This is a genomic window from Diaphorobacter sp. ED-3 (assembly GCF_027625375.1).
GTDB classification, from domain to species: Bacteria; Pseudomonadota; Gammaproteobacteria; order Burkholderiales; family Burkholderiaceae_C; genus Diaphorobacter; species Diaphorobacter nitroreducens.
Map to the genome: position 1 here is coordinate 3,263,441 of NZ_CP115182.1, position 17,231 is coordinate 3,280,671.

Below are 17,231 nucleotides of genomic sequence, written 5' to 3' on the forward strand. Positions count from 1 at the left end.
AAAATTCTTGGTTATCTCTGGACAGGGTTCGGGCCGCACTCGTACCAGCCCTTGCTTTGGTTGACGATCCGAACCACCAGCAGCATCACCGGCACCTCGATCAGCACGCCGACCACGGTGGCCAGCGCCGCGCCGGACTGGAAGCCGAACAGGCTGATGGCGGCGGCCACGGCCAGCTCGAAGAAGTTGCTGGCGCCGATCAGTGCCGACGGGCAGGCGATGCTGTGCTGCTCGCCCGCCTTGCGGTTGAGCCAGTAGGCCAGGCCGGAATTGAAGAACACCTGGATCAGGATCGGCACCGCCAGCATGGCGATCACCAGCGGCTGGCGCAGGATGGCCTCGCCCTGGAAGGCGAACAGCAGCACCAGCGTGAGCAGCAGTGCGGCGATCGACAGCGGCCCGATGCGCTCCAGTGCGGCATCGAAGGCCGCTTGACCCCGGCGCAGCAGCGCGCGTCGCCAGAGCTGCGCGAGGATCACCGGGATGACGATGTACAGAGCCACCGACACCAGCAATGTCGCCCACGGCACGGTGATGGACGACAGCCCGAGCAGCAGGCCGACGATGGGGGCGAAGGCGAACACCATGATCGTGTCGTTCAAGGCCACCTGCGACAGCGTGAACACGGGGTCGCCGCCGGTCAGCCGGCTCCAGACGAACACCATCGCCGTGCAGGGCGCGGCGGCGAGCAGGATCAAGCCCGCAACGTAGCTGTCGAGCTGGTCGGCGGGCAGCCATTGCGCGAAGACCTGGCGGATGAAGATCCAGGCCAGCAGCGCCATCGAGAAGGGCTTGACCGCCCAGTTCACGAACAGCGTGACGCCGATGCCGCGCCAGTGCTGCTTGACTTGGCCCAGCGCGCCGAAGTCCACCTTGAGCAGCATTGGAACCACCATCACCCAGATCAAGAGGCCCACGGGCAGGTTGACCTGGGCGATCTCCATGCGGCCGATGGACTGGAACACGCCCGGCGCGAACTGGCCGAATGCGATACCGGCGGCGATGCACAGCAGCACCCAGACGCTCAGGTAGCGCTCGAACAGGCTCATGGGCTGCGGTGCCTGCGCGGGCCGCAGCGCTTCAGGGGTTGCGCTCATCGCGTCGGCCTCACTTCGTACCGATGCCGCGCAGCTCGTGCTGCAGCGACATGGCATCCAGGCGCTGAATCGGCAGCGACAGGAACAGTTCGATGCGCCGGCGCAAGGTCAGCGCCGCATCCGTGAATGCCCTGCGCTTTTGCTCGTCGGTGCCTTCGACGGCTGCGGGATCGGGCACGCCCCAATGCGCCGACATGGGCCGTCCCGGCCAGACCGGGCAGACCTCGCCGGCGGCGTTGTCGCAGACCGTGAAGATGAAATCCAGCTCCGGCGCACCGGGCGCCGCGAACTCGTCCCAGTTCTTGCTGCGGTAGCCGGTGGCCGGCATGTGCAGCCGCTCCAGCGTGGCGAGTGCCAGCGGGTGGATTTCGCCCTTGGGGTGGCTGCCCGCCGAGTAGGCGCGGAAACGCCCTTGGCCCAGTTGGTTGAGAATGCCTTCGGCCAGGATGGAGCGGGCCGAATTGCCCGTGCAGATGAACAGGGCGTTGTAGGTTTTGTCTGTGGTCATGGGGGCCTCGTATCAGCAGCAGGAGGAAGCCGACTTCACCGCAACGCCTACCGGCTTGCCGCGCGTCGGGGCGCAGCAGGCAGCGGTGGAATTCGCTGCAGGCGCTGCTTCGTTGAAGACCGGGATGTTGCCCAGCGTGTGGAAATGCTCCCAGGCCACACCCTGCGGGTCGGTGATCCAGTGCTTCTCGCTGCGCGCGTAGCAGCAGGTGGTGGTGCCTTCGTCCAGCAGCGCCATGTCGGCCGCCTCGGCGCGGGCCTTCAGCACGGCCAATTCCTCGGCATCGTCGGTCTGGATGCCCAGGTGGTCGATGCCCGGCTTGTTGCCGCGCGTGGAAATGGCGAAGTTGACCGGCGGGTCTTCGAGCATCCATTTGGCGTAGTCGCCTTCGATGCGCGCGGGCTGCGCGGCGAATAGTTGGGAATAGAAGCCGATGCTGCGGTTCAGGTCATCGACGTGCAGGTGGACGTGGAAGCGCTTCATGGAGTGATCCTTTCAGCAGGAGGTACAGGCGGAGGAGGAATCATTGGCCTCGCACACGCCGCCCTGGCAGCAGTGCTCGGTCAGGTAGCCGATGAGGCCATTCATGTGGCCGTACTCGGCGCGGTAGATCAGGTTGCGGCCCTGCTGCTCGATGGTGACCAGGCCCGCATGGGCCAGCTCCTTCAGGTGGAAGGACAGGGAGTTGCGGGCCACGTCGAGCTGATCGGCCAGCACGCTGGGCGTCAATCCTTCGGGGCCGGCGACGACCAGGGCGCGGAACACGCGCAGACGCTGGGTGTGGGCCAGGGCACCGAGGGCGGAAACGGCTTGGGTCTCGTTCATGTTTCGATAATACAACATTTATTGAATCATTGAGCGCAGCCAAGTCATCCATGCGTGCATCTCGGCGTGCCGCCGTCGGGTTCGCGGGCTGCACCCCGCGCTTCGTGCCGAATCGCGGCCATCCGGCTTTGACCCCTGATGCCTGCGGCCCGGCCCGTCGATCTGGGCCTGCGCGCTGCGCTTGCCGAAAACCGGGGTACGTGGAGGTGGGAGGGAGGCGGTCTTGCTGTCCCCTTCACCGTATCACGGCGTTCTCGCCGTCAATGACTGCGCGTGCAAGCACGCTTGCGGCCTGGCGGCCGTCTTCGATCTTTGACTGCTTGCGCTGCGCCGTGAGGGCGACGGTTCCGGGCAATTCCGCCCGTGCAACCGGAGATCGTCATGAGCGACAAATCACACGTTTCACTCGAACAGCATGTTTGCCTCGTTTGCGGCACGGCGTTCGATACCGGCGCCATCCTGCTGGACAAGCGCCTGCGCGCGAGCATGGAGCGCCATACGGCGACCGGCTGGGGCCTGTGCCCCAAGCATCAGAAGCTGGCCGACGATGGCTTTGTGGCGCTGGTCGAATGCGATCCGCAGCGCAGCGGTTCGCAGGCCGGCGGGCGCATGAAGCCCGAGCAGGCGTATCGGACGGGCCGACTGGCCCATCTGCGGCGCACGGTGTTCGCGCGGATGTTCAACGTACCGATCGCGGACGAGCAGGCTTGCGTGTTCGTTGAGCCTGACGTGATTGAGCAGTTGCAGTCGATGACGGCGCCGGCGGCGAGCTGATCGCGCCGCGCTGCCTTCGGTGCGTCGTTCCTTCGGGAGCGGCGCACCTTTCTTCTTGCTGCGCCCGGTGCCGATGCCGTCACGCCTGCGGCGCTGCGCGCTGCGCTTGCCTCCAGGGGAAAGCCCTGCGGGCTATCCCCGCCGCGCAGGCTTGGCGCCCCTCGAAGACCGCCGACCCGGCTGCGCCGGATCGGCCAGACCGCATTCGTAACAGATTCGCGGTGCCTTACGTGCGCTCGTCCTGACCCTGTTGCTAATTCGGCTTTGAAGTCTGGGCGTCCCCGGCCACCTGGGAGATGGCCGGTCGCGCTGTCGTGCTTCGCATCGAGCCGCCTGCGGCGTCTCGCCCCTGTCGGGCTTCCATCGTTCCCTCGCTCCGCTCGGCTGACGCCTCCGGCCCGGCTTCCAGCTTCGGGCCTGCGCGCTTCGCTTGCCGTGCGGTTCGGCACACAGGGATGGCCGTTGCCATGTCCAGCCGTCTTCCCTGACTTCATCACCTTGTCCGCGACTGTAGCCCGCGGCCATGTGCCGTCAAGGCGCGCCAGGCCGTGTCCTCGCTGCGCTGCGGGCCGCACCAACCTGGCGCTTGTTTCCTTGACGGCCCCCGTCCACGGGCCCCCTTTCGTCGCGGGCGATGAACTCAGGAAAGACGGTGGCAACAGGGCCAACCGGGTTCCTCGTGCCGACCGCACCGAACAGCCGAAAGGCTGGGCTCCGAATCTAGGAATCCGGTGTGCGGTGTGAACAGCAAACCTCTTTTGTCAGGAGAAAGACCATGCAACTCGCATCCCGTTTCGCTTCCCGTTCCCCCTCGCTGCGCAGCGATTACCCGCTGTCCGATGACCAGATTCACCGCGTAGCCCCGTCCATCTTTGCGGACGCTCCGCATGAGAGCCGTTCGGAGCGGTACGCCTATATCCCCACGGCTGCCGTACTGACCGAGCTTCGCAAGGAGGGGTTTCAACCCTTCATGGTGACGCAGACCCGCGTGCGCGATGAAGGCAAGCGCGAGTACACCAAACACATGCTGCGCCTGCGCCACGCCAGCCAGATCAACGGCGCGGAAGCCAACGAAATCGTGCTGCTGAATTCGCACGACGGTACGAGCAGCTATCAGATGCTGGCCGGACTGTTCCGTTTCGTTTGCAGCAATGGGCTGGTGTGCGGCGACACCGTGGCCGATGTGCGCGTGCCCCACAAAGGCGATGTTTCCGGGCATGTCATCGAAGGCGCTTACGAAGTCTTGCACGGCTTCGACCGAGTGAAGGAATCCCGCGATGCCATGCGCGCGATCACGCTAGACGAAGGCGAGGCCGAAGTGTTCGCCCGTTCCGCGCTGGCCCTCAAGTACGACCCCACGGACAACAAGCCCGCGCCCATCACGGAGTCGCAAATCCTGATGCCGCGCCGGTTTGATGACCGACGCCCCGACCTGTGGAGCGTGTTCAACCGCACGCAGGAGAACTTGACCAAGGGCGGATTGCATGGCCGCAGCGCCAACGGACGCCGCCAGCAGACCCGACCCGTGCAGGGCATTGATTCCGATGTGCGCCTGAATCGCGCCCTCTGGATGTTGGCCGATGGCCTGCGCCAGTTGAAAGCCTGAACCGTTCCCCCGCCGGAGGGGCGGCTTCCCCTCCATTCCCTTGTTTCACTCGATTGGAGAGTCACCATGAACGCCATCACCCAAACCGAAGCCCGCGCCGTCAATACCGCCGCAGCTATTCCGCTGGAAGCTGCCGACCCGACCAAGAACCTGATTCTGGTTCCGCTGTCGCGGCTGGTGCTGCGCCCCGCTGGCCGCAACGTGCGCAAGACCCCGCGCATGTCCATTCCCGAACTGGCCGCATCCATCCAGCGTGTGGGTCTGCTGCAAAACCTGATCGTGATCGCATCCGCCGATGGCGAGCATTACGAAGTTGTGGCCGGTGGCCGTCGCCTCGCCGCGTTGAAGCTGCTGGCGAAGAAACACCGCATCGCCAAGGATTGGGAGGTGCCTTGCCTGCTGGTGGCCGATGGCACGGCCCGCACGGCCAGCCTCACCGAGAACGTGCAGCGCGAAGCCATGCACCCGGCAGACCAGTTTGAAGCCTTCGCGGCGCTGGTGGCCGAAGGCCGACCCATCGAGGACATTGCGGCGGATTTCTCCGTTACGCCGCTGGTGGTGCAGCGCCGTTTGAAGCTGGCGAATGTCTCGCCGCGCCTGATGGCCGACTACCGGGCCGATGCCGTCACGCTCGATCAGTTGATGGCCCTTGCCATCACCGATGACCACGCCGCGCAGGAAGCCGCGTTCTACGATGCACCGCAGTGGCAGCGCCACCCATCCCACTTGCGCGAACGCCTGACCGAAAGGGAAATCGACGCCTGCCGGCATCCGCTGGTGCGCTTTGTCGGGCTGGACAGCTACGAGGCCGCAGGCGGTGGCGTGCGCCGTGACCTGTTCGCGGAAGATGATGCGGGTGTGTATCTGACCGATGCCGCGCTGCTGGAACGGCTGGCGCAAGACAAGCTGGCGGGCATCGCCGCCACTGTCCGCGCCGAGGGTTGGGCCTGGGTGGATGCCACGCCGGGCGTGACCCATGCCGACCTGCACGCTTTCCAGCGTGCGCCGAGAGAGCGGCGCGAGCCGAACAAGCGCGAAGCCGCACGCATCGAGAAGCTGCAAGCCAAGATGCAGGATGTCGCCGAAGCGGTGGATGCCGCGATGGACGCCGACGACGAGGACAAGGCTGACGCCTTGCAGGAGGAAGGCGAAGCCTTGGGCGATCAGTTGCAGGCGCTGGAAGATGGCTTGCAGGACTATGGCGCGACCGTGAAGGCCGCAGCCGGTGCCATCGTCAGCATCGACCGCAACGGCGAAGCCGTGATTCATCGCGGGCTGCTGCGGGAAGCCGAGGCCAAAGCGCTGCGCACGCTGGAGCGGCTGCGCCAGGGGTTCGGCAGCGAGGACGCCGAGAACGATGGCAAAGGCGAGGAAGACGAAGCACCCAAGGCCGCATCCATGTCCGACCGGCTGGCCCAGCGCCTGAGCGCCCATCGCACCGCCGCGCTGCAAATCGGGGTGGCCTGCCGTCCGCAGGTGGCGCTGGCCGCGCTGGTGCATGGCATGGTGCAGACTGTTTTGTTTGATCGCCGCTATGGGCATGACCTGCCGCTGGGCGTGCGCCTCACGGTGCAAGACCGGCTGGAAGGCATGGCCCCGGACTTGCCCGAATCACCCGCCGCCGTGGCCCTGCGCGAAATGCAGCAGGCATGGGCCGAAAGGCTGCCACAGGACGATGCTGAATTGTTCCCCGCGTTGCTGGCGATGCGCCAAGCCGAACTGATGGCCCTGCTGGCTGTGTGCGTGGCGTCCACGGTGGACGTGGTGACGCCTCGCGCCACGCCGCACCAGCCGGGCGCGAAACTGGCGCAGGCCGTGGGCCTCGACATGGCCGCATGGTGGCAGCCGACCGCCGAGGGGTATTTCCGGCATGTGCCGAAGGCCGTGATTCTGGAGGCTGTGGGCGAATACGCGCCCGAGCACGTCACGCGGCTGGCAAAGTTGAAGAAGGCCGACATTGCCAGCGAAGCGGAGCGACTGGCCGATGGCACGGGATGGATGCCCGCCATATTCAAGGCCGCAGGGCCGCAGGAGGTGACACCGGAGGACGTGCCCGAAGACGGGGCGGAGGACGCCGCCGCCGTGGCGGATGAACCCGCCGAGGCATTGGCTGCTTGACCCTCACCGCAGCGAAGCGCCCCGGTTCAGACCGGGGCGCTTCGCCGCAGGGAGCCGAATGATGCCCACCATCAACACCACCAGCCGCCCGCGCATGGCGGCAATCTACGCACCCGGCACAGTGCGCGCCCGCCGCTGGCACGGCGATGGCGATGTGCGCGGCTACCGTCCGCCTTCGGGCTGGACGGCCCGCGCCGACCTCACCGACATTCACCCCGTCACGGGCCGCGCCTTGCCGCGTGCCGTATGGTGGATCATCGAGACGAAGGAATAGCCATCGTCAGCACCGCGCCCAGGCCGTTCCGCCCTGGGCGCGGTGAACTTCAAAAATCCGGGCGCGGCGGTGGCCGCGCCCGGTGTTGAAGCCGAACATCACGCCGCCGCCTTCGCTGGCACTCAGGCGGCGGCGTTGCAATATGCGGGCGGCACGCCCGATTCCTCATCCAACTGCCTTCGCGCCTGCGGCACTGCGCGCTGCGCTTGTCTCCAGGGGAAAGCCCTGCGGGCCATCCCCGCCGCGCGTGGCTTGGCGCCCCTCGATACCACCGAACCGGCAGCGCCGGATCGGCCAAGGTCAACGCCCCGCCGCTGGGCAGTGCTCGGTGGGTGCGCCGGGGCTTGCTGCGGCAGGTTGTGCGAATGCGTGCCGTCCGCGACGCTGGCGGCTCGTTGCCTGTGTGTCACGAAGGATGGTTCACGAATACGCCGCCCGGCCGTGCTTTTGGGTTCCATGCCGCGCTGCAAGCAGGGCCGCCCGCATGGGCAGGGGCGTGTTCCTGCTGGTCGTTGGGGAATGGCCTTGCCTGTGTCAGAGAGCGTGCCGGTAAAACCTTCGTGCGGGGATGCCGTGGTGGCCATGACTCCTTTCGGATTGGGGTGGTTCGGCCCAAGGCGTCCTTGTGTTGTTGTGAATCCTGGCGGTGGCGCGGGCTTCATGTCTGCAACCTTCCAGCCCAAATAATTTCCCCTGCGCTGCGCGCATTCCTCGCGGGGCAAATTATTTGGTCTTCCAGGTGCTTCACTGCGTTGCGCCCGCAAGCGGTGCAGCCAGCCCTTCCTCCGCCGGCCGGATCACAACAAGGACGCGATGGGCGCGAACCTTGTTCAACCGTAAGGAGTTTCATCATGGCAACCATCGGCACCTTCACCGCGGACAAAGACGGTTTCACCGGCACGCTGCGCACCCTGACGCTCAACGTCAAGGCCAAGCTGGTTCCCAACGACAAGGGGGACAACGAGAAAGCCCCGGACTTCCGCGTTCAGGCCGCCAGTCACGACATCGGCGCGGCATGGAAGAAGACCAGCGAGGCCGGACGGAATTACGTCTCCGTGACCCTTGATGACCCCTCGTTCCCGGCAACGGTCTACGCCCGCCTGATCGAAGACGAGGACGGCACGCACGACCTGATCTGGTCGCGCAGCAAGCCCCAGGCGGCCTGACGGCCGCCAGCGCCCCGCCCACGCGGCGGGGCGCTGTGTTGCGAATGCTGCGCTGTATCGGCAAGCAGAATGGCTTGGCAGTGTGCGGGATGTGTCTTGCCTGGCTACCAAGCAATGGCTTGAATTGGTAGAGGTACATGCGGGGCGGGTCGGTGCTGCGCACCACCGGGCTTTGCGGGCTCCGCCCCGTGCCGACTACGCCGTCACGGCCATTCGGCTCCAATCCCTGCCGCCTTCGCGCCTGCGGCGCTGCGCGCTTCGCTTGCCTCCAAGGGATCGGCGCCAGGCCCATCCCCGCCGCGCGGTGCTTGGCGCCCCTCGATACCGCCGAACCGGCTGGCACCGGATCGGCCTGGCACGCCCCGCCATGATGGCGGGGCTTCGGCGGCTATGCCTGGGCTACCGCCAGCAGTTCTTCGGCCTTGCTCATCAGCACTGCCGTGCTGCATTCGAGTGCGCTGGCGATCTTGAAGATGATCGCCAGCGTGGGCATGTGCTCGCCACGCTCGACCTTGCCCATGTGCGAACGCTCGATGCCCGCGAGGTGCGCCAGCGACTCCTGCGCGATGCCGCGCTCCGTCCGCAACGCGCGCACCGCCGCGCCGAAGGCTTGCGCCAGTTCGGCATCGAAGGTGGTGGCGCCCGCTGGCCGGCCGCGCTGGATGGATCGCTTCTGCATGGACAGAAGCGTCAAGTCGCAGCACAATTAAAACCACGTTATCTTTAACTCTTTCACGGCTCTGGCCTTATTCGTGCTTTTACGGAAATCCGCTTTTGCGGATTCCGACAGAACCGGAGAACCGCCTACGTGCCTTTCCAGATTTCTACAATTCTGTTTTTGCGCTTTCGTGTTTCCAAGGCTTTGGTGGAACACGCATCCGTGCTTCGGCGCGGAAGCGCAAAACCGGCAATCCATGTTGGAACAGGAGCACCACGATGAACGCTCCCCTCGTCACCGATGCGCAGCGCGCCGCGCTGCTGGAGAACGGGCGGCGGGCCGCCGCCGGTGAACCGCACGACCCGTTGCCGGTCGTGCGGCTGTTCACCCCCGACGCGCACGCCATCTGGCTGCTGGCCTCGCTCGATCCTGCCGATGACGATACGGCGACCGGCATCATGGACGTGGGCATTGGTATGCCAGAGCTGGGCCGCATCAAGCTGTCCGACCTGGCCTCCATCGTCGGCCCGAACAAACAGCCCGTGATGCGGGATTTGTATTTCCAGGCAGTGCGCCCGTTGTCGGAATACCTGCGGCTGGCCCAGGAGAACGGTTCCATCGTTGATTGAACCGTTCGCGCTCCGGCCAAGCCGGGCGCATTCAGACTATTTCGGTCTTGCTCCAGACCTTTTCGATCTGAATTCGCACTCTGCTTCAAACCCGAATATCTGTGACTGAAACAGTCACGATCTTTCGCGCGGCTTGCGGCACGGTGTTTTATGCCGCGTGACATTTTTGGGTCAGGCGGCCGTCGCATTCAGACGGATTTCGCAACTCGCCGGAGCCTATCGGTCTTGACACCAGAAGTTACAGCTTAACCGGATTTCCACCTTGATTTGAGGCTCCCGCATGTTCGCCGCCGTGGCGACGTTCCTGCTGTTCGACAGGAGCTTTCGTCATGGTCAGCCCTCACCATTTCGCGCACTGGTATCCCACGGCCGCTTACCTCTACGTCCTGGGGCTGGACACGCTCGCACTGGCCTGGGAGTACCTGCGCCGCCATCCTGATTACCGGCTCGACTGGCTGCGCCGTGCGCGTCGCTCTGATGCTGGGCATCGCTGGGGCTTGCGCCTGCTGGAAGACCCGGCGCTGGATGCGCGTGACGCGCACCCGGCCTGGCTGCCCGGCCACACTGGTGTGGTGCAGCTCTACCCTGATGCTGATCCGCCGCCCGACGCCGCCGCATTCGACTTCTGGAACATCCCCGGCCACAAACACCTGCTCCACGACGGCAAGCGACTGGCGCTGATCGCGCGCAGCCCCGGCCAGTGCCTGCGCTTCGCGCTGGCGCCCGGCCTGGAGGACGGCATGGCTGTCGCCTATGCCTATCACGGCGGTGCTGCCGCACCTGCACGCGGCCATGCGCCCGGTGCGGCGCTGGCCAATGCTCGGCCCCGGCCATCGCATTCGGCCTTGCTGGAACTGCACACCTTGCAGGCGCTCGACGCGGCCCTGGCGGGCGCGTCCTTGCGCGACGTGGCCGAAGGCTTGTTCGGCGTGGACACCGCGGCCGGTTGGTACAGCGACGGTGGCCTGCGCTCCAAGGTGCGCCGCTTGGTGCATCGCGGCGATGCGCTGATGCGCGGCGGCTATCGCCGCCTAGCACAGCTTGCGCCGCTTGAGAAGGGTCGTTTTGAAGGCCACGCAAAACGACCCTGAGCTAGAGAGCTTCGTTTTCTGAGACTGCCTCCATCCGGTTGCGCTGTGTGGCCGGAGCCCTGCAACCGATGGAGGTTCTCACCATGCGTCCTGCTCCCTTGCGGCCTGCCGCCGCTCCCGCAACCACCTCGACCGCTGCCGCACAGCCGCAGCGTTATCTGACCAACGACGAAGCCGCCGAGTACCTGCGGCTGTCGCCGCGCACGCTGGAAAAGCAGCGCGTGCTGGGTGGCGGCCCCAAGTTCCGCAAGTTCGGCCGCCGCGTCATGTACGCCGTGGCCGACCTCGATGCCTGGGCCGCCGAGCGCAGCTATGAAACCACGTCCGATCCCGAATACGCCGAGCAGCACTCGGCGGACAGCCGTGCGCGCTGATCGCTGGCGCGCGGGTGGCCTTCGCCATGACCAGCCCATCGCTGCCATCGCGGCGGCGACCGTCGCAGGAGCGCGAACAGCTCGACCTGTTCCGCGCCTTGCCAGGCGACATGGCGCCGCGCGACAGCCAGGACCTGATGGCCTTTCCGTTCTTCTCGCTGGCGAAGTCGCGGCGCACGGCGCCGATCGACTTCCGCGCCAGCGGCATCACGATCCGCGTGGAGGGAACGCAAGAGCATGGCATTGCCACGATCTGGGATGCGGACGTGTTGATCTGGGCCGCCAGCCAGATCGTGGAAGCCCGCGATGCAGGACTGCGCCCCTCGCGACTGATGCAGGCAACGCCCTACGAGATCCTGCGCTTCATCGGGCGCGGCACGTCGCTGCGCGACTATCAGCGCCTCAAAGCGGCCTTGGATCGCTTGCAGTCCACGACGGTGGCCACGTCCATCCGGGAAACCACGGGCAGGCGCTTACACCGCTTCTCGTGGGTCAACGAATGGAAAGAGATGGCCGATGCCAGCGGCACACCGCTGGGCCTCGAACTGATCCTGCCGGACTGGTTCTATGCGGGCGTGCTCGACGCCGCCCTGGTGCTAACCATCGACCCGGCGTATTTCCGGCTCACGGGCGGGATCGAGCGCTGGCTGTACCGGCTGGTGCGCAAGCACGGCGGGCGACAGCCTGGCGGGTGGCAATTCGACTTCCAGCATCTGTACCGCAAATCGGGCAGCGTGGCGCGGTACTACGACTTCGCCGCCGACCTGCGGGCGCTGGTGGCGCGGCAAGCCTTGCCGGGCTACCAGTTGGGCATAGAGCACGTCTCGGGCATTGCCTCGCCGCTGTTGACGTTCCGGCCCGTGCCGTCCACGGCACGGGGATAACTGCTGCGCAGCCTGTGGACGGACTCGTGCTATCAGGCAACAGAGGTATCGTGCTATCAGGCAATGAATCCTCGTGCTATCAGGCAACAAAATCGGCCGCAAAGCCAATGCTGGCGCGGGTTTCGGCCTCTCCTAACTTCCCTAACTTAAATTCTCTAACTTTTAGTAGAAGCGCCGCGCCACGGTGGACAACCACCACGCGGCACGAAAAGCAGCAGCAACAGCCGGGCTTTCCAACACGGAGGGCCAGGCCATGATCGTCGCGTTGCTCAATCAAAAAGGCGGCGTGGGCAAGACCACGCTCGCCACCCACGTCGCCGGCGAGCTGGCGATGCGCGGGCAGTCGGTCATCCTGCTGGATGCCGACCCGCAGGGCTCCGCGCTGGACTGGACACAGCGCCGCAGCCAGCAAGGTTTGCCTAGGCTGTTCAGCGCCGTGGGCCTGGCACGCGAAACGCTGCACCAGGAAGCGCCAGAACTCGCCCGGCGGGCCGATCACGTCGTCATCGACGGGCCGCCGCGCATTGCCGCCCTGGCGCGCTCCGCACTGCTGGCGGCCGAGCGCGTGCTGATCCCGGTGCAGCCCAGTCCCTACGACCTGTGGGCCAGCGCCGAGATGGTGGCGCTGATCCGCGAGGCGCAAGTCTTCCGGCCTGCGCTGCGCGCGGCCTTCGTCATCAACCGGCGCGTCAGCACCACCGTGATCGGACGCGAGGCACGCGGCGCGCTGGCCGAGCAGCCGCTGCCTGCGCTGCGCTCGGAAGTGCGCCAGCGCATCGTCTTCGCCGACAGCGTGGCCGCTGGGCGGCTCGCCCGCGAGACGGCGCCGGACAGCGCCGCCGCGCGCGAGATCACCGCACTGGTGGACGAACTGCTGCGGTGGCCGTCATGACCACGAAGCCCACACCCAGCAGCAAACGTGCTGCCAAGCGTGTCGGCATCGGCGCCCGCCCGCCTGCGAATCCGCACGCCGAGGCGTGGATTCGGCAGGGCGACGGCGATGCGCTCAACAAGGGCGATCTCTATACCGCCCGCTTGACCCTCGACATCACGCCCGCGATGCGGGCGCGCATCAAGGTTTCGGCCTTCACGCGGGGCGTGACGGTGGCCGATCTGCTGCGCGCACTGCTGGAACGGGAGTTCCCGGAGCAACGCAGGGAGAACACGCCATAAACGCATCCGCTTTTCCTGCCGACGTGCAGGCTCCTATCGCGGCCACGGCTGCACCGTCGCCGTCGCTCGCTGTGCTCGCTGTGCTCGCGGCGCGGCACACCTTAACGCCGCTGACGCGCGTTTCGCTGGCCTTCCTGGAGCACCGTTTCAAGCTCTATCTGCGCTTTGGCGAACCCGCGCGCACGCTGCGGCTCGACCGCTGGCGCAGTCTCGCCGTGTTCATACCGAACGCCGTGTTCTGCCGCATTCGCTGGCAGGCCAACGACTACGGCACGATCCGCTGGCAGCTCATGGTGATGCAGGCTTGCACGCCATTGGATGACGCGCAGCGCATCCCCGGCGTGCAGCCGGGCGCGCGCCTGCTGCTGCACGCCGAGGGCGACAACGCGGTGCGCGCCGTGTTGGAGCGTATCGACGCCATCGAGGCGCTGGGCATCGCGCCTGCTACCGCCTCGCCCGCGTACTGGCGCGCACTGGGCAACCGGCTCGCGGCGCGCTTGCCGCTGCCCGAATACAGTGCCGAGCGGCACGCCGCCTGGCTGGCCGGGAGGGTGCTGCCATGACGGCCCATCCTCGCTCCCGCCTGCGCGCTCGCCTCGTGCTGGCGGGCCTGTCCGCCTGCGGCCTCGCTGCGCTGGCCTGGGCGTCCTTCGTGCATCCGCTGCCACGCCTGACCTACAACCCGTCCGACAGCGTGGAGGTCGGCTGGTATCGCATCGATCCGCTCGACCATCGCACCAGCTCGCCACCACGTCCGTTGTCGGTAGGCAGCATCGTGCTGGTGCCGCTGCCTGCCGAGGCTGCCGCGCTCGCTGCGCAGCGCGGCTACCTGCCGACGCGCATTCCTCTGCTCAAGCGCGTGGGCGCGGTGGCGCCGCAAGAGGTGTGCATCGCTGACGGCAAAGTCCACATCGACGGCGTGCCTTCAGCCGCCGTGCTGTCTGCCGATCGCTGGGGCCGGCCGCTGCCATCCTGGCAGCAATGCCACCGCTTGCGGCATGGCGAGCTGTTCCTCCTCAGTGTGACCAATCCGGCGTCGTTCGATAGCCGGTATTTCGGGCCGGTCAGCGCAGCTTCCGTGATCGGCGTTGCGCGCCCCGTCTGGCTGGAGTCGCGCCCATGATGGCCACCGATTCGCTGCGCATCATCGTGCTATCGGGCGTGTCGTTCTGCTGGCCGTTGTCATGTCGTCGCGCGTGCAGTGCGAGCGCATCCGCGCTGCACTTCGCGCTGCCTCCGGCGCAGCCGTCCCACGTGCAGGCGTCTTGCCTCGAACACGGCTGGCCTGCGGCCATTGCCGTGTTCGCCGGTGCGCTGGCTGCTGGTGCAGCCTTGCCACCGGGCCGCAGTTGCCGGGATCGAGAACCTGGGGGACAGGGGGAGGCAAATGCGGAAGGCAAGACAAAAGGGGGCGGCACCTGTCGGCCCGCAAAGCCAGTCTGCACGTGGGGGGGCGAGGCACGCAGCGGCTTTGCCGCCGTGCCGCTTGGGGCGTGAGGCACGCACCGATACAGGCATGTCCGCGTGCTTCGCACGCCCGGACACGCCAGAGTTTGCAGGGAGCGCAGGCATGACCAACCGCCGCGACGATGATTTCCGCATCCGCCCCAGCGCACCGAAGAACCGGGGCCAGGGCTTCGTATCCAAGGTGCTCCAGCAGGCAGGCAAGGCCAGCGGCGGCAAGTCCACGGTGCGCCGTCCTGGCGGCAGTGGCAAGGGCACCGGCCAGCGGCCCGGATCGCGCCTGGGACGCGGCCACACGGCGGCGCGCTTCGCAGGGGCGAAGCTCACGCCTATGTCGCGGCGCGTGACCATCAAGACACTACTGGTCAACCAGCAGCGGGCCAGTCCGCAGTCGCTCGCCAAGCACCTGCGCTACATCGAGCGCGACGGCGTGGGCCGCGACGGCGAACCGGGTCGGGCCTATGGGCCGCAGACCGACGAAGCTGATCTGAACGCATTCAAGGAGCGCTGCGCCGATGATCGGCACCACTTTCGCTTCATCGTTTCGCCCGAGGAAGGGGCCGAGCTGGAAGACCTGCGCACCTACACGCGGCACCTGATGGGACGCATGGAGGCCGACCTGGGCACGCGGCTGGAATGGGTGGCGGTCGATCACTGGAATACCGACAACCCGCACACCCACCTGATCGTGCGCGGGCGCGACGACACCGGCAAAGACCTCATCATCGCGGGCGACTACATCACTGATGGTTTTCGTCATCGCGCCGCCGAGCTGGCGACCGAATGGCTGGGGCCACGCACCGAGCTGGAGATCCAGCAGACCTTGCAGCGCGAGGTGGAGCAAGAGCGGTGGACTAGCCTGGATCGCACGTTGAAACGCGAGGCCGGCGAGGATGGCCGGGTACAGATCGAACGCTTCAACGAACCGACGTTGCAACGCCAGCGCCTGCTGCTGATCAGCCGCCTGCAACGCTTGCAGCACCTGGGCCTGGTCGACGAGACGCAGCCCGGCAGTTGGGCCGTCCATGCCGATGCCGAGAAGACCCTGCGCGCCCTGGGCGAGCGTGGCGACATCATCCGCACCATGCAGCGGGCCATGCGCGGCGAGCCGCGCGAGCTGGCGGTGTTCGAGCCGGGCCAAGATGCTGATGGAGGTGGCCGAACCATTCTCGGCCGCGTGGCAGCGAAGGGGCTGGCCGACGAGCTGCGCGACCGGGGCTATCTGGTCATCGACGGCGTGGACGGCAAGGCCCACTACGTCGCGCTCAACGCACACGATGAACTGGCGAACTATCCGGCCGGCGCCGTAGTGGAGGTGAAGGGATCGGCCGACGTGCGCGCGGCCGACAGGAACATCACCGCACTGGCGAGCGGCGGTCTATACCGCACCGACCATCACCTGGCCGTCGCGCAGGGTCAGGCCGTGCCGGGCCGTGATCCGCAGGAAGTCGTCGCGGCCCACATCCGCCGACTCGAAGCCCTGCGCCGCGCCGGCATCGTGGAGCGCGTGGCCGAAGGGCTATGGAAGGTGCCGGACGATCTGCCCGAGCGTGGCCATCAGTACGACGCGCAGCGCCTGGGCGGCGTGGCTGTAGAGCTGAAATCGCACCTGCCCATCGAGCGGCAGGCGCGCGTGATCGGGGCCACCTGGCTCGACCAGCAGTTGATCGGCGGCGGCTCGGGCCTGGGGGACCTGGGCTTTGGCGGCGAGGTCAAGGAGGCATTGCAGAAACGCGCCGACTTCCTTGCCGAACAGGGGCTGGCCGAGCGGCGCGGGCAGCGCGTGATCCTCGCCCGAAACCTGCTGGGCACGCTGCGCAGCCGCGAGCTGGCGCAGGCCGCCAAGGACATCGCCGCCGAAACCGGCCTGGAGCACCGCCCGGTGGCCGACGGCCAGCGCGTGGCCGGCATCTACCGCCGCAGCCTCATGCTCGCCAGCGGTCGGTATGCGATGCTGGACGACGGCATGGGCTTCAGCCTGGTACCGTGGAGGCCAGTGATCGAGCAGCGGTTGGGGCAGCCGCTTGCGGCGACGGTGCGTGGCGGAACGACCTCATGGGAAATCGGGCGTCGGCTTGGGGTTTCTTTGGGCTAGTCACTTGAGGCTATGTGCCCCATGAACATGGCCCCTGCGCGTCGCCGGTTCGTGCAGATGGCGCGATGCTGAGGACAGCTCGGTCAAGATGCCGCACTGGCTGGCCTGCTGGGATTCACGGCAGCGTTCCCGCAAGGTCTTGAGCTGTCGTTCCAACGCTTTCAATTCCTTGATGCGGGTAGCCACATGGTCGATGTGCTCGTCGAGCAGGTCGTTCACCTGGGCGCAGTTCTCGTGCGGTGCATCCTTGAAGCGCAACAGAACCCGGATTTCATCCAGCGTCATGTCCAACCCCCGGCAGTGCCGGATGAAGGACAGCCGGTCAACGTGTTCTTCTGCGTACATGCGGTAGTTGCCATCCGTATGGGCCGTTTCGGGTAGCAAGCCTTCACGCTCGTAGTACCGGATCGTCTCTACCTGGGTATGTGCGGCCTTAGCCAGTTCGCCGATTTTCATGAGTTCATCTTCAGCGGTCGCGGGTTTTTCTCCAAGGCT

General features: G+C 66.6%; 21 protein-coding genes. 15 read left to right on the forward strand and 6 right to left on the reverse strand.

The window, feature by feature from the left end:
* Positions 1 to 11: 11 nt before the first annotated feature.
* The 4 genes from arsB to PCQ86_RS15855 are packed head-to-tail and all read right to left on the reverse strand — an operon-like array spanning position 12 to position 2,430.
* Positions 12 to 1,097 carry an ACR3 family arsenite efflux transporter gene (arsB, locus tag PCQ86_RS15840; protein WP_009523257.1) on the reverse strand — a complete coding sequence of 362 codons (1,086 nt, stop codon included), beginning with the start codon at positions 1,095 to 1,097 and terminating at the stop codon, positions 12 to 14.
* Positions 1,098 to 1,107: 10 nt separating this feature from the next.
* On the reverse strand, positions 1,108 to 1,605 hold the full coding sequence (locus tag PCQ86_RS15845; RefSeq protein WP_009523258.1) for an arsenate reductase ArsC: 498 nt from the start codon (positions 1,603 to 1,605) through the stop codon (positions 1,108 to 1,110).
* A gap of 12 nt (positions 1,606 to 1,617) precedes the next feature.
* The gene (locus PCQ86_RS15850; RefSeq protein ID WP_009523259.1) at positions 1,618 to 2,088 is read right to left on the reverse strand and encodes an ArsI/CadI family heavy metal resistance metalloenzyme; all 471 of its coding nucleotides are present in this window, start codon (positions 2,086 to 2,088) and stop codon (positions 1,618 to 1,620) included.
* Between the two features lie 12 nt (positions 2,089 to 2,100).
* Positions 2,101 to 2,430 carry an ArsR/SmtB family transcription factor gene (locus PCQ86_RS15855; protein ID WP_009523260.1) on the reverse strand — a complete coding sequence of 110 codons (330 nt, stop codon included), beginning with the start codon at positions 2,428 to 2,430 and terminating at the stop codon, positions 2,101 to 2,103.
* A gap of 381 nt (positions 2,431 to 2,811) precedes the next feature.
* On the opposite strand from PCQ86_RS15855, the gene PCQ86_RS15860 reads away from it, so the two are divergent.
* The 5 genes from PCQ86_RS15860 to PCQ86_RS15880 all read left to right on the forward strand — a co-directional run bounded on the left by PCQ86_RS15860 (position 2,812) and on the right by PCQ86_RS15880 (position 8,368).
* Positions 2,812 to 3,204 carry an ATPase gene (locus PCQ86_RS15860; protein ID WP_270174175.1) on the forward strand — a complete coding sequence of 131 codons (393 nt, stop codon included), beginning with the start codon at positions 2,812 to 2,814 and terminating at the stop codon, positions 3,202 to 3,204.
* 775 nt (positions 3,205 to 3,979) lie between these two features.
* On the forward strand, positions 3,980 to 4,810 hold the full coding sequence (locus tag PCQ86_RS15865; protein ID WP_270174176.1) for a DUF932 domain-containing protein: 831 nt from the start codon (positions 3,980 to 3,982) through the stop codon (positions 4,808 to 4,810).
* 66 nt (positions 4,811 to 4,876) lie between these two features.
* Positions 4,877 to 6,928: a ParB N-terminal domain-containing protein gene (locus tag PCQ86_RS15870; protein ID WP_270174177.1), complete on the forward strand. Its 2,052-nt coding sequence runs from the start codon at positions 4,877 to 4,879 to the stop codon at positions 6,926 to 6,928.
* Between the two features lie 61 nt (positions 6,929 to 6,989).
* Complete coding sequence (locus PCQ86_RS15875) at positions 6,990 to 7,202, forward strand: hypothetical protein (RefSeq protein WP_009523265.1); 213 nt, start codon at positions 6,990 to 6,992, stop codon at positions 7,200 to 7,202.
* A gap of 851 nt (positions 7,203 to 8,053) precedes the next feature.
* Positions 8,054 to 8,368, forward strand: coding sequence for a DUF736 domain-containing protein (locus tag PCQ86_RS15880; protein ID WP_270174178.1), 315 nt, complete (start codon positions 8,054 to 8,056; stop codon positions 8,366 to 8,368).
* Positions 8,369 to 8,756: 388 nt separating this feature from the next.
* Here the strand turns inward: PCQ86_RS15880 and PCQ86_RS15885 are convergent, their stop codons facing one another.
* On the reverse strand, positions 8,757 to 9,047 hold the full coding sequence (locus PCQ86_RS15885) for a helix-turn-helix domain-containing protein (RefSeq protein ID WP_009523267.1): 291 nt from the start codon (positions 9,045 to 9,047) through the stop codon (positions 8,757 to 8,759).
* 257 nt (positions 9,048 to 9,304) lie between these two features.
* Between PCQ86_RS15885 and PCQ86_RS15890 the strand changes: the two genes are divergently transcribed.
* The 10 genes from PCQ86_RS15890 to PCQ86_RS15935 all read left to right on the forward strand — a co-directional run bounded on the left by PCQ86_RS15890 (position 9,305) and on the right by PCQ86_RS15935 (position 16,736).
* Positions 9,305 to 9,655, forward strand: coding sequence for a DUF2958 domain-containing protein (locus PCQ86_RS15890; RefSeq protein WP_009523268.1), 351 nt, complete (start codon positions 9,305 to 9,307; stop codon positions 9,653 to 9,655).
* Between the two features lie 329 nt (positions 9,656 to 9,984).
* On the forward strand, positions 9,985 to 10,746 hold the full coding sequence (locus PCQ86_RS15895; protein ID WP_059400216.1) for a DUF2285 domain-containing protein: 762 nt from the start codon (positions 9,985 to 9,987) through the stop codon (positions 10,744 to 10,746).
* 83 nt (positions 10,747 to 10,829) lie between these two features.
* Positions 10,830 to 11,120, forward strand: coding sequence for a helix-turn-helix transcriptional regulator (locus PCQ86_RS15900; RefSeq protein ID WP_059400233.1), 291 nt, complete (start codon positions 10,830 to 10,832; stop codon positions 11,118 to 11,120).
* 26 nt (positions 11,121 to 11,146) lie between these two features.
* On the forward strand, positions 11,147 to 12,004 hold the full coding sequence (locus PCQ86_RS15905; protein ID WP_009523271.1) for a replication initiator protein A: 858 nt from the start codon (positions 11,147 to 11,149) through the stop codon (positions 12,002 to 12,004).
* Between the two features lie 253 nt (positions 12,005 to 12,257).
* The gene (gene parA / locus PCQ86_RS15910; protein ID WP_270174179.1) at positions 12,258 to 12,896 is read left to right on the forward strand and encodes a ParA family partition ATPase; all 639 of its coding nucleotides are present in this window, start codon (positions 12,258 to 12,260) and stop codon (positions 12,894 to 12,896) included.
* Entirely contained in the window at positions 12,893 to 13,177 is a 285-nt protein-coding gene (locus tag PCQ86_RS15915; RefSeq protein ID WP_060983861.1) for a hypothetical protein, read from the forward strand. Before parA ends, PCQ86_RS15915 begins: the two co-directional genes overlap by 4 nt.
* Positions 13,174 to 13,740 (forward strand): DUF2840 domain-containing protein, encoded by a 567-nt coding sequence (locus PCQ86_RS15920; protein ID WP_270175460.1) that lies wholly within the window; start codon positions 13,174 to 13,176, stop codon positions 13,738 to 13,740. The genes PCQ86_RS15915 and PCQ86_RS15920 overlap by 4 nt, the downstream gene beginning before the upstream one ends.
* On the forward strand, positions 13,737 to 14,300 hold the full coding sequence (locus tag PCQ86_RS15925; protein WP_270174180.1) for a S26 family signal peptidase: 564 nt from the start codon (positions 13,737 to 13,739) through the stop codon (positions 14,298 to 14,300). Before PCQ86_RS15920 ends, PCQ86_RS15925 begins: the two co-directional genes overlap by 4 nt.
* Complete coding sequence (locus tag PCQ86_RS15930) at positions 14,297 to 14,674, forward strand: hypothetical protein (RefSeq protein ID WP_077176498.1); 378 nt, start codon at positions 14,297 to 14,299, stop codon at positions 14,672 to 14,674. The genes PCQ86_RS15925 and PCQ86_RS15930 overlap by 4 nt, the downstream gene beginning before the upstream one ends.
* 73 nt (positions 14,675 to 14,747) lie before the next feature.
* On the forward strand, positions 14,748 to 16,736 hold the full coding sequence (locus tag PCQ86_RS15935; protein WP_270174181.1) for a relaxase/mobilization nuclease domain-containing protein: 1,989 nt from the start codon (positions 14,748 to 14,750) through the stop codon (positions 16,734 to 16,736).
* Here PCQ86_RS15935 and cadR read toward each other — a convergent pair whose 3' ends face one another.
* A complete protein-coding gene (cadR, locus tag PCQ86_RS15940) occupies positions 16,737 to 17,192 on the reverse strand; it encodes a Cd(II)/Pb(II)-responsive transcriptional regulator (RefSeq protein ID WP_270175461.1) in 456 nt (151 codons plus the stop codon).
* Between the last annotated feature and the right edge of the window lie 39 nt (positions 17,193 to 17,231).

Bases quoted from the DNA above. Each gene is read 5' to 3' on its own strand.
- arsB (WP_009523257.1), bottom strand. From the start codon at position 1,097: ATGAGCGCAACCCCTGAAGCGCTGCGGCCCGCGCAGGCACCGCAGCCC.
- PCQ86_RS15845 (WP_009523258.1), bottom strand. From the start codon at position 1,605: ATGACCACAGACAAAACCTACAACGCCCTGTTCATCTGCACGGGCAAT.
- PCQ86_RS15850 (WP_009523259.1), bottom strand. From the start codon at position 2,088: ATGAAGCGCTTCCACGTCCACCTGCACGTCGATGACCTGAACCGCAGC.
- PCQ86_RS15855 (WP_009523260.1), bottom strand. From the start codon at position 2,430: ATGAACGAGACCCAAGCCGTTTCCGCCCTCGGTGCCCTGGCCCACACC.
- PCQ86_RS15860 (WP_270174175.1), top strand. From the start codon at position 2,812: ATGAGCGACAAATCACACGTTTCACTCGAACAGCATGTTTGCCTCGTT.
- PCQ86_RS15865 (WP_270174176.1), top strand. From the start codon at position 3,980: ATGCAACTCGCATCCCGTTTCGCTTCCCGTTCCCCCTCGCTGCGCAGC.
- PCQ86_RS15870 (WP_270174177.1), top strand. From the start codon at position 4,877: ATGAACGCCATCACCCAAACCGAAGCCCGCGCCGTCAATACCGCCGCA.
- PCQ86_RS15875 (WP_009523265.1), top strand. From the start codon at position 6,990: ATGCCCACCATCAACACCACCAGCCGCCCGCGCATGGCGGCAATCTAC.
- PCQ86_RS15880 (WP_270174178.1), top strand. From the start codon at position 8,054: ATGGCAACCATCGGCACCTTCACCGCGGACAAAGACGGTTTCACCGGC.
- PCQ86_RS15885 (WP_009523267.1), bottom strand. From the start codon at position 9,047: ATGCAGAAGCGATCCATCCAGCGCGGCCGGCCAGCGGGCGCCACCACC.
- PCQ86_RS15890 (WP_009523268.1), top strand. From the start codon at position 9,305: ATGAACGCTCCCCTCGTCACCGATGCGCAGCGCGCCGCGCTGCTGGAG.
- PCQ86_RS15895 (WP_059400216.1), top strand. From the start codon at position 9,985: ATGGTCAGCCCTCACCATTTCGCGCACTGGTATCCCACGGCCGCTTAC.
- PCQ86_RS15900 (WP_059400233.1), top strand. From the start codon at position 10,830: ATGCGTCCTGCTCCCTTGCGGCCTGCCGCCGCTCCCGCAACCACCTCG.
- PCQ86_RS15905 (WP_009523271.1), top strand. From the start codon at position 11,147: ATGACCAGCCCATCGCTGCCATCGCGGCGGCGACCGTCGCAGGAGCGC.
- parA (WP_270174179.1), top strand. From the start codon at position 12,258: ATGATCGTCGCGTTGCTCAATCAAAAAGGCGGCGTGGGCAAGACCACG.
- PCQ86_RS15915 (WP_060983861.1), top strand. From the start codon at position 12,893: ATGACCACGAAGCCCACACCCAGCAGCAAACGTGCTGCCAAGCGTGTC.
- PCQ86_RS15925 (WP_270174180.1), top strand. From the start codon at position 13,737: ATGACGGCCCATCCTCGCTCCCGCCTGCGCGCTCGCCTCGTGCTGGCG.
- PCQ86_RS15930 (WP_077176498.1), top strand. From the start codon at position 14,297: ATGATGGCCACCGATTCGCTGCGCATCATCGTGCTATCGGGCGTGTCG.
- PCQ86_RS15935 (WP_270174181.1), top strand. From the start codon at position 14,748: ATGACCAACCGCCGCGACGATGATTTCCGCATCCGCCCCAGCGCACCG.
- cadR (WP_270175461.1), bottom strand. From the start codon at position 17,192: ATGAAAATCGGCGAACTGGCTAAGGCCGCACATACCCAGGTAGAGACG.